This is a genomic window from Alicyclobacillus sp. TC (genome assembly GCF_016804365.1).
GTDB classification, from domain to species: domain Bacteria; phylum Bacillota; class Bacilli; order Alicyclobacillales; family Alicyclobacillaceae; genus Alicyclobacillus_I; species Alicyclobacillus_I tolerans.
In genome coordinates this window covers 1,164,538-1,177,225 of the sequence record NZ_CP044434.1, presented here as the reverse complement: position 1 = coordinate 1,177,225, position 12,688 = coordinate 1,164,538, and the positions used below count along the sequence as shown (strand labels likewise).

10 protein-coding genes are annotated in these 12,688 nt (G+C 43.5%); all 10 read right to left on the bottom strand.

The features are described from left to right. Positions 1 to 4: 4 nt before the first annotated feature. Entirely contained in the window at positions 5 to 1,315 is a 1,311-nt protein-coding gene (gene hemL, locus FY534_RS05645) for a glutamate-1-semialdehyde 2,1-aminomutase (protein WP_238413684.1), read from the bottom strand. Positions 1,316 to 1,330: 15 nt separating this feature from the next. Continuing rightward, a complete protein-coding gene (hemB, locus tag FY534_RS05640; RefSeq protein ID WP_203115394.1) occupies positions 1,331 to 2,305 on the bottom strand; it encodes a porphobilinogen synthase in 975 nt (324 codons plus the stop codon). Between the two features lie 64 nt (positions 2,306 to 2,369). After that, positions 2,370 to 3,140: a uroporphyrinogen-III synthase gene (locus FY534_RS05635; protein ID WP_165612007.1), complete on the bottom strand. Its 771-nt coding sequence runs from the start codon at positions 3,138 to 3,140 to the stop codon at positions 2,370 to 2,372. A 25-nt stretch (positions 3,141 to 3,165) separates the two neighbouring features. Then, positions 3,166 to 4,086, bottom strand: coding sequence for a hydroxymethylbilane synthase (hemC, locus tag FY534_RS05630; RefSeq protein ID WP_203115393.1), 921 nt, complete (start codon positions 4,084 to 4,086; stop codon positions 3,166 to 3,168). Between the two features lie 28 nt (positions 4,087 to 4,114). Continuing rightward, a complete protein-coding gene (ccsA, locus tag FY534_RS05625; RefSeq protein ID WP_083574308.1) occupies positions 4,115 to 4,918 on the bottom strand; it encodes a cytochrome c biogenesis protein CcsA in 804 nt (267 codons plus the stop codon). 6 nt (positions 4,919 to 4,924) lie between these two features. Next, entirely contained in the window at positions 4,925 to 6,319 is a 1,395-nt protein-coding gene (gene hemA / locus FY534_RS05620) for a glutamyl-tRNA reductase (RefSeq protein WP_203115392.1), read from the bottom strand. 134 nt (positions 6,320 to 6,453) lie between these two features. Further along, on the bottom strand, positions 6,454 to 7,062 hold the full coding sequence (gene yihA / locus FY534_RS05615; protein ID WP_203115391.1) for a ribosome biogenesis GTP-binding protein YihA/YsxC: 609 nt from the start codon (positions 7,060 to 7,062) through the stop codon (positions 6,454 to 6,456). Next, complete coding sequence (lon, locus tag FY534_RS05610; protein WP_203115390.1) at positions 7,059 to 9,482, bottom strand: endopeptidase La; 2,424 nt, start codon at positions 9,480 to 9,482, stop codon at positions 7,059 to 7,061. Before lon ends, yihA begins: the two co-directional genes overlap by 4 nt. 69 nt (positions 9,483 to 9,551) lie before the next feature. Next, positions 9,552 to 11,249 (bottom strand): ATP-dependent protease LonB, encoded by a 1,698-nt coding sequence (gene lonB, locus FY534_RS05605; RefSeq protein WP_203115389.1) that lies wholly within the window; start codon positions 11,247 to 11,249, stop codon positions 9,552 to 9,554. Between the two features lie 160 nt (positions 11,250 to 11,409). Beyond that, positions 11,410 to 12,687, bottom strand: a complete 1,278-nt coding sequence (clpX, locus tag FY534_RS05600) for an ATP-dependent protease ATP-binding subunit ClpX (RefSeq protein WP_072874736.1) — start codon at positions 12,685 to 12,687, stop codon at positions 11,410 to 11,412. Between the last annotated feature and the right edge of the window lies 1 nt (position 12,688).

The window sequence follows — 12,688 nt, the reverse complement described above, 5'->3', positions numbered from 1 at the left end:
GCAGTTAAAACGAACGAATTGCGCTATCAACAGCCTCGCAAGTTCTTGATAGCTCTTCTTGACCGTGAACTGCGGAAAGAAAACAAGACTCCAGTTGTGACGGTGGTAAAAGTACACCTCGTTTGAGTAATGCATGGAAAAATTGTGCAAACATTTTTTTGTCGGACTGAGCTGCAGACTGATAGTCTACCACTGCTCCTTCATTGAAAAACAATCCAAACATTCCTCCAATGGCGTGGCCGTATGCAGGAATGCCTTTGTCTTGACAAGCCTGTAAAAAAACTGAAACGATTTGCTTCCCGTATTGTTCCATCTTGCTATACAAACCATTGGGCGCTTCTTCCTCAATCATGGTAAGTGCCGCAATGCCTGCAGCCATCGCAAGAGGATTACCAGATAAAGTACCCGCCTGATAAACAGGGCCATTGGGCGCTACCCATTCCATGATATCCCGTCTACCACCATAGGCGCCTACCGGAAGACCGCCACCAATTACTTTCCCCAGTGTTACCAAATCTGGACGGATACCAAACCGTTCTTGGCCGCCTCCAGCAGCTACGCGAAATCCCGTCATCACCTCATCAAAAATAAGTAGAGTACCGTATTTTTCAGTCAATCGCCGCAATTCTTCCAGATACCCAGGTTGGGGCAGGATGCACCCCATATTGCCAGCCACAGGCTCCACAATAACTGCAGCAATCTGTTCACCCATTTGAGCAAAAAGCTCCTGTAAGGCTTCCACTTGGTTATAGGGTACTGTAGCGGTATAGTGAGCGATTCCCTCCGGTACACCAGGGCTATCTGGCAAACCCAGAGTAGCCACGCCCGATCCGGCTTTAACCAAAAGTGCATCCGAGTGACCGTGATAACATCCTTCAAATTTAACAATGATATTTCTTTTCGTAAACGCACGCGCTAAACGCAGTGCGCTCATCGTCGCCTCTGTTCCGCTGTTGACCATGCGTACAACTTCCACTGCGGGCATCAGTTGATTTACTTTTTGCGCCATTACAGTTTCGGCAATCGTTGGCAGGCCGAAGGAGGTGCCTTTTTCCAAAGCCTCAGTTACAGCTGCCTTAATGCGCGGATGAGCATGTCCAAATAGCAAAGGCCCCCAAGACAATAGGTAATCAATATACGAATGACCATCCAAACTCTCAATATGCGGTCCGCTTCCTTGACGAATATAGATTGGGTTTCCACCAACAGCCAAAAAAGCTCGAACGGGTGAATTTACCCCACCAGGTAGCCATTTGACAGCCTCTTGAAACGCTTTTTCTGATTTTTCAATTTGAAGGATCCCATCATTATCCACTCGATTCCCTCTTTTCTATTCTTCTTTTAACCAATCAGCAGCCGATAGTGCAAAATAGGACAAAATAAAATCAGCACCAGCTCGCTTAAAAGATGTGAACATTTCCATTACAGTGGCACGTTCATCAATCCAACCTTGTTGCGCCGCAGCTTTCACCATACTGTACTCAGCCGAAACATTGTAAGTCGCTATAGGGACTTGAGTGGACGAGCGCAATTTAGCGGTGACATCCAAATAAGACAGAGCTGGTTTTACCATAAGCATATCAGCACCTTCACGAAGATCAGACTCGGCTTCACGCATAGCCTCACGAACATTAGCAGGATCCATCTGGTACGTTTTACGATCACCAAACGATGGAGCAGAATGGGCAGCTTCACGAAATGGACCGTAAAAAGCGGAAGCATATTTGACAGCGTAAGATAGAATTGCTGTATCTTGGAAACCATTTTCTTCTAAAAGCGAGCGAATAGCCTGTACACGACCGTCCATCATATCTGACGGGGCAACCACATCAGCACCAGCTTCTGCGTGGGATAGAGCAGTTTGAGCAATCAACTGCAGGCTTTCGTCATTGACAATCTTTCCATTGCGAATGAAACCGCAATGACCTGCCGGATTATATTGGCAAAGACAAACATCTGTCATCACAAGCAATTCAGGAACTTCCATTTTCGCAGCGCGAATAGCTTCCTGAACAATACCTTTAGGATGGTAAGCACTCGAGCTCTGTTCGTCTTTCTCGGCTGGCAAGCCAAACAGAATGATGCCAGGAATGTTCTTTTCTGCGATTTCCACAACCAATCTCCTGAATTCATCCAGTCCATAATGGTAGACGCCAGGCATTGCCGTGATTTCTTCCTTACCTGTCAAATTTTCTTGAACAAAGACTGGCAAAATAAAATCATTGATACTGACCGTTGTTTCTCGAATCAAGCGACGCATTTGAGCACTAGTCCGTAGACGACGATGTCTCTGAAAATTGTTCATCCAAATTCACCTCTTTTATAGATTGCGACACACTGAAAAATAGCCATTTTATACATGAAAAAATTTATGAAGAATTCAGATCTTGGACTGAACCTATGGCCGACACCAATGATTCGTCATTGGGCTCTGAAGCTATTGCTGCCAGTTGAATCCCCGTTTTCCTTATAGCATCAGCTGTAGTAGTGCCGATCGCAACAGCCTGAATCTCTTCCATTTGCCATTGTTTGAGTAGCGGCTGGACATGATTTATATACACTTTAACTGCAGAAGGACTGTGAAACACCCAAACTGGTCGATGAAAGCGGGCAATTTCTTGCAACTCTGCTTTATTGGGGATTCGCGGGACTGTTTCATATAGAACCAATTTCGCCAGCCGTATACCACGGCGTTCACATTCTCGTTCAAGAGTACCTGCAGTTTGTCGAGCACAGGGATAAAGCCATATCCCCTTGGATGGTGAAGTCAGTTTATCAAGCCATTCCGCCAGTTGATATCCAGTATGGATATTCTCTCGCCAGTAAGCTACAAGTCCACAGTCAAGAGCCGTTTTCCAAGTGGTTTGACCAATACAGTAACAAGCAGGCAAGGATGGGAAAAGGGCAGAATGCTTATGTAACCATGCTTTGAAAAGGCGAGCCGCAGTTACTGATGTGAGGCATACTCCTTGAATTTCTGACTCATTTCGAATCCATGAGTTTTGCGACTCGTCATCGACCGACACAGTTTGAGTCAGGGGGAGTAAAATACTATGAATGCCATAGTTTACAAGCTGACGAGCTGTTTTCTCAAGTCCTGGAGAACTTCTGGTCAGAACTGCCACTCGCTCTGTGGTCAACATCGCCACCTCCCCCACTCCACCTTCAGGAATACTTTTGCAAAATCTGATCTGCCCCTTTCTCAAGCAATTTCTTTGCCACCATTTGACCGAGATCGACCGGAGACATTCTGCTAGATAATGATTCCTTGACCTGATAAATTACTTCCCCATCTTCAGAAGCCACAAGACCCGTCAAGACCAAGGTTCCATTTTGCCATTCCGCATATCCTGCGATAGGTACCTGGCATCCACCGTTAAGTGAGTGAAGCAAGGCTCTTTCTGCAAGCGCTACCTGTTCCGTTTGTCGACAGTGGAGAGACTGCAACATTTCTTTTAGTGAACTATCCTGATCTCGACATTCCACAGCCAGAATTCCCTGCCCTATTGCTGGAAGTATATGCATAGGGTCGATACGTTCCGTGATACGGTCTTCCCACCCCATTCGAATCAGTCCGGCTGCTGCCAACAGAATAGCGTCGTATTCTCCGCTTTCTAATTTGTTAAGCCGCGTATCAATATTGCCGCGCAGCAATTTGATTTGTAAATCATTTCGCAAATGTTTAAGTTGAGCCATACGGCGTAACGAGGATGTACCTATGACAGAACCTTGGGGAAGATTATGAATAGCTTTGGCTTTTTTAGTAATTAAGGCATCCCGGGCATCCACCCTGTTCGGATAAGCAGCAATGACTAAACCATCTGCCAATTCTGCTGGTACATCTTTTAAACTGTGCACAGCCATATCCGCTTGTTCTTGGAGCAATTGCTGCTCTACTTCAGAAACAAACAATCCCTTGCCACCAATTTTAGAAAGTGAAACATCAAGAATTCTATCTCCTTGCGTAACGACAGGTATGATTTGAAATTCAGTGTCTGGAAAAAAAGATTGAAGCTGTTGAATAACTTGTCTCGTCTGCGTCATTGCCAATAAACTTTTTCTTGAAGCCACTCGAATCATTCGCAATTAAACACACATCCTTTTTCATCACGGTCTAATGATAACCCCCAAAACGACCAATCAGCAAAAAATTGATAAGTAAAACCATAAAGCAAACTACATACAATCGATGTAGCACATGCAAGGGTAATGAACGACGAATTTCCAGCCAAAACGTCAATGCATAGAAAAGTAACAACACGAGAGTAGCCATAGGTGTTGGAGAGTCCCATATCCAAAGATTGAGTACAATTTTCCCCCACAAGAAACCCAACAACGAGGAGATAAGCAAAAGAGTAAAGCCAACACGATTGCACCATCTCGCTGTACGTGATGAGTGCTCTAATCCCGGCAATCTTAAAAACCAGTGGTTAAAACTTTTCTTTCGCAAAAGATGATACTGGACAAGGTACATGACAGAAAACACAAAGGCGACTGAAAAAAAAACGTAACTGACAAGTGCAAGAGAGATGTGGAAAATAAGCAAGTCCGGACGGCCATGAGGTATGATACCCGGACTGAAAGGACCAAAACTCGCAAAAATAACAAACGAAAAAGCAACCAAATTTGCAAAAAAAATGAATAAGCCGACACGATAAAATGTGTCGACCACCAGAGCAACCACTAAAATCAACCAAGAAATAAGCAACAGATTGTCAAACCGACTATATACTGGTGCAGATTGGAGTTGAATAAAACGCGCTATCAACAGAGATGTTTCTCCAATAAAAACCATAAACAACAAGACGACAGCCAGTCGATTGAAAATCCTTTTAGATTCAAGAACATCCATGAAGTAAAAAAATAAACTAAGTGCATAAAAAAACATCGTGCTGTCGATTACAGCGCGGGTAGCCATTCACGATTAGCTCCTATAAACTGAACTGCCTACGGTTGAGCCAGACATTTTTTCAGCCATGAGAGATCGCCATTTGCCCATAAACTCCGACATTTTGTACGACATCAGCATCTCCCTCTCCGGATGCGGCTGACTGATAAATTCAATACCAAACAGTTGAGCCAGTGCCTCCGGCGAAAAAGCAGGATCACTCTGAACAGCCATATCCTTCATAGCATGAATCGGATCGCGCAATAGTTGATTGACAATACTCATGGTGTGCTTCTGCAAAATTTGAATTTCTTTCTCACTCAAATGCGGCAGTTTTCGCTTTAAACTTTCCATAACATCGCTTTGAATTTGCACACCTTTTTCACGAATGGCGGTAATCACGGGTACGACGGATAGAGACGAAATCCATTCGTCAAACTCTAATAAACTGGAATCGATCATTTCACGCACCACGCGCGTTTGACGCCGTCGCTCCTCCATATTCACATCCACAACTTGTTGTAAATCGTCTACGTCATACAAAAAAACATCCGAATGCCCAGAAAGTGACGAATCAATATTACGCGGAATCGCTAAATCGAGCAAGAGCGTTTGCCGACTGTGGCGCCCTGTACGAATGGAGGTCCACATATTTTCAGTAATAATTGGCCTTCCTGCGCCAGTTGCTGCCACCACTACATCTACCCGTCCAACAAAGTGTTGCAATTGTTCCCATGGAACAATTTTAGCTTGTACACGACGAACCAATTCTTCCGCGTTGGTAAGGGTCCGATTAGCAATATACAGCTGACTGACACCATGAGCCGACAGATGCTCAGCGGCTATGCGAGCCATGGTACCAGCGCCAAGAATCAAGGCACTCCGTCCACGTAATGAACCATAAATCTTTTCAGCCAGTTGAATGGCCGCTGAAGCAACAGAAACAGGCGCTTGTCCAATCATGGTTTCCGATTGTGCTCGTTTTCCTACTTCTACAACATAACGGAACATCTGCTTCAAGAACGAACCAATCGTACCAATTTCTGCAGCAAGCGCCACAGCCTCTTTGACCTGTCCTAATATCTGTGTTTCACCCAGTACAATAGAATCCAAACCGCAAGCTACCTCCATTGCATGTTGTACTGCTTGCGGACCTTCGAAAGTATATAGTGTGTCTTTTATTTCTTCCGTCGCAAGACCCGAATGTTGAGCCAAAAGACGAATGACAAAATCACGTGCTGCTTTCGTTGACGTTGTCAATGTATATATTTCTGTGCGGTTACAGGTGGAGACAAGCACCGTTTCAAACAAGGAACGGGTATCTTTCATCCGCAACAACGCAGTTTTTTGGGCATCTTTATCAAAACTCACTTTCTCTCGAAGGGAGACAGGAGCCGTACGATGATTTAAACCAATCACAACAATCTGCATGCAGGTGGTCACCTCCCGCATTGGCTTTTTATAAGATAATTATAGCAACCTATGGATAATCATTGGCGCAATAAATGTGTCATCTTCATGGCGATCCGTCAATTTCCTATCTATCATCTTTACATTTCAATGTTTTATTCATTATCACTTAATTCACTTTCATGAGCAGTCAAATCAGTTTCCAAAACAGACCAGAGTTCATCAATATACATGTTCTTTTCACTCGATATAGAAAGTATAGGATTAGGAGTTTGCAAGCCCGTGCGAATTTGCTGAATGTGCTTGGCTATATCCCTCTTGGAGATTTTATCCAACTTTGTAGCAACCACTAAAACTGGGTGTTGTAACTCCAGTAACAAACGGTGAAAATCGCGATCATCCACACTGGGTTCATGTCGAATATCTACCAGATGCAACACTCTGGTTATAGGTTCTCTTTTTTCTAAATATTGAACTATCCATTTACGAAACGCAGCCCGTTGTGTTTTGGAAACCTGGGCATAACCGTAGCCAGGTAAATCGGCAAAACGCAAAGTATCGTTAATATTATAGAAGTTAATCTGTTGAGTTTTGCCGGGATGTTGAGATACTCGTGCCAGCGATTTTCGATTGAGCAAACGGTTGAGCAAAGAAGACTTGCCAACATTGCTACGCCCAATGAAAGCAAACTCAGGAAGTCCGTCCTGAGGCCACTGCTCGGGACGGACTGCACTGATTTCAAATTGCACCTTACGAATTTTCATTGGTGAGCTCCTTCTCCAGAGAACGTATTTCTTAAAATATCGGGCATTTTGTCGGTCGGGTAAAACCCTTCAAACTCCTCAAGAGGAAAAGGTTCAACAAAAGCTAAAGCCACAACTTCGTCCATATGTTTAACAGCATGAAATTCCATCTCATCACGAACCACTTGTGGTATATCGCGTAAATCTTTAACATTGTCCAACGGATGAATGACATGACGAATACCCGCACGGTGCGCGGCTAAAGATTTTTCACGCAATCCACCAATCGGCAAAACTCTACCTCGCAAAGTAATTTCTCCTGTCATAGCAACATCCCGACGTACACGTCTGCCTGTTAAAGCTGAGATGAGACAGGTAGCCATGGTGATACCAGCAGAAGGTCCGTCCTTCGGAATCGCCCCTTCCGGAACATGCACATGCAAATCGACATTTTCATAAAAATCATGTTGTAAGCCAAACTGACCAGCTCGCGAACGCACATAAGAAAAGGCAGTCTGTGCGCTTTCGCGCATCACATCACCTAAATGGCCTGTTAAGACCAGCTTGCCTTTGCCCGGTACAACAGACACTTCTACAGAAAGCAAATCTCCACCTGTTTCTGTCCATGCGAGTCCATTGACAACGCCAATTTGGTCTTCTTCTTCCTGTGCTCCATATCGGTATATCGGGGGACCAAGAAAATCCTCTATCGTTTTCGTTTGCACTGTTATTCGTTTTTTTTCACCTGAAGCTATTCTACGAGCAACCTTTCTGCAAACAGCCGCCACTACCCTCTCCAACTGACGGACACCAGCTTCCCGCGTGTAGTGTCGTATCAGCATTAAAAGTACATCTTCTGAAATTCGCATCTGATCGGCTTTAAGGGCATGTTTTTCCTTTTGGCGAGGCAAAAGGTGTTGTTTGACAATATTTAATTTTTCCAATTCTGTATAGCCACTTAATTGAATAATTTCCATACGGTCGCGGAGTGGACCAGGAATTTGGTATACATTGTTGGCTGTTGTGATAAACATGACGTCGGACAAATCAAAAGGTATCTCGATGTAATGATCGGAGAATGTTTGATTTTGCTCCGGATCAAGTACTTCAAGCAACGCCGAACTAGGATCTCCACGAAAATCATTTGCCATTTTGTCGATCTCGTCAAGTAGAAACACAGGGTTCTTAACGCCTGCAGATTTCATGCCCTGAATAATTCTTCCCGGCATGGCGCCAATATAGGTTCTACGATGACCGCGAATCTCCGCCTCGTCTCGTACACCGCCAAGAGAGGCTCTAACAAATGGACGTTTTAAGGCTGTGGCTATAGACCGCGCCAAAGAAGTTTTGCCTACACCAGGTGGTCCAGCCAAACATATAATCGGTCCTGTCATTTTTCCGGATAATCTTTGTACGGCTAAGAACTCCAAAATACGCTCCTTAATTTTTTCCAACCCATAATGCTCTTCGTTAAGAACTTTTTCAGCACGACGCAAATCAACACGCTGTTGAGCCGTCTCTATCCACGGTAAGGCAAGCAGCCAGTCCAGATAAGTACGGACGACCGTACCTTCTGCTGATGCCTGAGGAATTCTTTCTAAACGTTCGAGTTCTTTCTCCACTTTTTCTTTTACCAACAACGGCATCTCTTTTTGCTCCAACTGTTGGCGTAATTCCTCAACTTCTGCAGAACGGCTGTCACGATCACCCAATTCTTTTTGGATGGCCTTCATTTGTTCGCGTAAATAGTACTCTTTTTGTGTTCTTTCCATCTGTTTGCGAACACGTTGGTGAATATTTCTTTCCAATTCCAGAATTTCTCTCTCATCCGAAAGGATCTGCAACAGTTTTTCCAGTCTTTTCATTACATCAAGTTCTTCTAATAGCTGCTGTTTCTCACGAATTTTAAGAGGCAGATGAGCAGCCACGGCATCAGCGAAATGACTAGGATCGGAAATATCTACAACGCTTGAATAAGCTTCCTGGTCGACCTTTTTGGATAATTTCAAATATTGTTCAAACTGCTGCAAAACAGAGCGCATGAGAGCCTGATATTCAGCATTGGATTTAGAAAAATCCTGTTCTTCTTGAACAGCAACCTCAACTTCAAACCATTCATCCGTTTTGGTGAAACGATGAATTCGTGCCCGAGCGATGCCTTCTACCAAAACACGAATTGTACCATTAGGCAGTTTCATCATCTGCTTTACTTTGGCCAAAGTACCTATATGAAACAGATCTTCCTCTGTCGGATCATCGACTTGACCGTCTTCCTGTGAAGACAACAGCAATTGGTTACTCGTCATGGCGCATTTTTCCAGAGCTTTGATGGATTTTTCTCGCCCTACATCAAAATGTAAAACCATGGTTGGAAAAACGAGTAATCCACGCAATGGGAGCAATGGATAAACGAGTTGTTTTTTTTCTGATTTTGTTGCCACTGAGTCACCCCCGAGTTGCTCTCCCACTAACCTACTAGTATTGTACTCTGCTTAGCTTAGCAATCCAAATTAGAACGACACAGAGGAGTGATTTATGGATACGGATGGGTTAGAACTTGATTCCGTAAGAATTCGTTTTTCCCAATCCATTTCCACTCCACCAACCAGTGAAAGCTTGAGCACATCCGTCAGTTTCTCGACTGGCACAATTTTAATGCCATTCATATTATGAAATGTCTCTTGCCAATTCTCTTTTGGAATAAGCACGACTTCTGCTCCCGCTTCCTTCGCTGCTTCAATTTTGGCAGGCACACCACCGACCGGACGAACCAATCCTCGAATAGAGAGTTCCCCAGTCATTGCCACCGTATTCAAAACAGGAATACGGGTAATCGCAGAACATACAGCTACAGCCATAGTAATTCCAGCACTTGGTCCGTCTACCGGCGCTCCACCAGGAAAATTAATGTGCAAATCGTAAGAAAACGGATGGAGTCCAGAGATTCTCTGCAAAACTGTCAATACATTTTCCATCGAACCAATAGCCATTGATTTACGTCGCATGCTACCGCTCCGTGAACGAATGGTTTCTTCTTCCACCAAACCTCCCACTGTCACTTTACCATGTCCAACCCTATTTTTTTCAGCTACGACTTCCACTTCAAGCAACATGCCTGAAGAAGGCCCATACACTGCCAAACCATGAGCAACCCCTACTTGCGGATGTGGGTTAATTTTTCTCTCAGGCCGAGGAGACATATGTGTAAAACGAATAACCCATTGAACGTCTTCCAAGGTAATTTGCGTGCGATTTTCTGTTAATGCCATTCCTCCTGCAATCTGAACAATATTTACAGCATCACGGCCATTTGTGGCATAATTGGAAATTTCATCGATTACAGGCTTTTCTGCAATCATATTCAGTTTTTCAAATCCTCGCGAAACTACTTCAGCAATTTCTTGCCGACTCAGAGAGCGAAAAAATATTTCCATACAGCGAGAACGAATGGCAGGAGGAATTTCTTCGGGCGATCTCGTTGTTGCTCCAACCAAGCGAAAATCCGCTGGTAACCCATTTTGAAAAATATCATGAATGTGTGCAGGAATATTGTGATCTTCACTACTGTAGTACGCACTCTCCAAATAAACCTTACGATCTTCCAAAACTTTTAATAATTTGTTCATTTGAATTGGATGTAACTCTCCAATTTCATCAATAAAAAGCATGCCACCATGAGCTTTGGTTACTGCGCCAGCTTTTGGCTGAGGAATGCCTGCTATACCCATGGCACCTGCACCTTGGTAAATCGGATCATGAACGGAGCCAATCAACGGATCAGCAATTCCTCTTTCATCAAAACGAGCTGTGGTTGCGTCGAGTTCAATAAATTTTGCATCTTCAGCAAATGGAGATTCGGCTCGTTTCTTGGCTTCTTCCAAAATGACTCGTGCAGCAGCTGTCTTGCCAACGCCAGGAGGGCCATAGATAATCACATGCTGGGGATTAGGTCCACATAAAGCTGCCCGTAATGCTTTTAATCCTTCCTCTTGACCTATAATATCTTGAATCGATGAAGGTCGCGTCCGCTCCGAAAGTGGTTCAGAGAGAGAAATTTCTCGCATCGATTTTAATCGAGCTAACTCTTTTTTTGACTCTCGCTCTACCGCATGTCGATTTTGATTTTGACTTTTGAGTAAATTCCAGAAATATAGTCCTATCACAATAGCGAAAAAAATTTGAATACCAGCCAAAATCGTCATGTTCATCTCGCATCCTCCCATGGCAGCAAACACTCATGAAGCAATATGAGCATTATTGCCTGGAGAAATTGCCAATAAACGCAAAAAAGCATTTGCTGCAAAAGATACTTGCAACAAATGCCAAAGCAAAAATTCTTCCCAAAACTTGTTAATCAAAATTATTGATTTAAGCTGTTTCTTCTGATTTGCGAAAAACTTTTATGGTTTTTCCATCCTTACCAATGAGCAGAGGACGTTGTTCGTGAAGTGCTGCCTCGCGAGTGATGACACATTTTTGGACATCTTCACGTGAAGGCAACTCATACATGACATCCAACATTATGGATTCAATAATGGCTCTAAGACCACGAGCGCCCGTACCGCGTTTAATTGCTTCTTTAGCAATAACAGATAACGCGTCATCTTGGAATTCCAAAGTTACTCCATCTAATTCAAGAAGCTTCTGGAACTGTCTGACCAAGGCATTTTTCGGCTCGGTCAAAATCCGCTTAAGCGCTTCTTCATCCAACGCCTCCAATGTTGTGACGACGGGAAGACGACCGATAAACTCTGGAATCAGACCAAACTTTAAAAGATCTTCTGGCAAAACTTTGGTCAGTATATCTTCATTGTCAAGATGACGGTTAGCAGATTCTACAGAGCCAAAACCAATGACCTTACGACCAAGACGGCGTTTAATGATTGGCTCTATGCCATCAAATGCTCCACCGCAAATAAAGAGAATGTTAGTTGTATCAATTTGGATAAACTCTTGATGAGGATGTTTGCGACCACCTTGTGGTGGAACGCTTGCCACTGTACCTTCAAGAATTTTTAACAAAGCTTGTTGTACACCTTCACCAGAAACATCTCTAGTAATCGATGGATTTTCAGACTTGCGGGCAATTTTGTCAATTTCATCAATATAAATAATGCCCCGCTCAGCCTTTTCAACATCATAGTCAGCCGCTTGAATCAGTTTAAGTAGGATATTTTCTACATCTTCACCAACATATCCAGCTTCAGTTAGGGATGTCGCATCCGCAATTGCAAAGGGAACATTCAGGATTCGCGCCAAAGTTTGAGCCAATAAAGTTTTACCACTACCAGTCGGACCAAGCAACATAATATTAGATTTAGAAAGTTCCACATCATCCGACTTACCATTCGACATATTTATGCGTTTATAGTGATTGTAAACCGCCACAGACAAAGATCGTTTAGCACTCTCTTGACCAATAACGTATTGATCAAGAATCGCTTTAATTTCAGTCGGTTTGGGAACGTCTTTTAATTCGAATTCTTCATCTTCACCTAACTGTTCTTCAACAATTTCATTACAAAGTTCAATACATTCGTCGCAAATGTATACTCCTGGTCCTGCCACTAGTTTCCTTACTTGTTCCTGTGTTTTTCCACAAAACGAACATTTCAGTTGTCCTTTTTCTTCGTTAAACTTAAACACG

Excerpts from the sequence above, each read along its gene's own strand:
- hemA (WP_203115392.1), bottom strand. The coding sequence starts at position 6,319 with ATGCAGATTGTTGTGATTGGTTTAAATCATCGTACGGCTCCTGTCTCC.
- lonB (WP_203115389.1), bottom strand. The coding sequence starts at position 11,249 with ATGAACATGACGATTTTGGCTGGTATTCAAATTTTTTTCGCTATTGTG.
- hemB (WP_203115394.1), bottom strand. The coding sequence starts at position 2,305 with ATGAACAATTTTCAGAGACATCGTCGTCTACGGACTAGTGCTCAAATG.
- yihA (WP_203115391.1), bottom strand. The coding sequence starts at position 7,062 with ATGAAAATTCGTAAGGTGCAATTTGAAATCAGTGCAGTCCGTCCCGAG.
- ccsA (WP_083574308.1), bottom strand. The coding sequence starts at position 4,918 with ATGGCTACCCGCGCTGTAATCGACAGCACGATGTTTTTTTATGCACTT.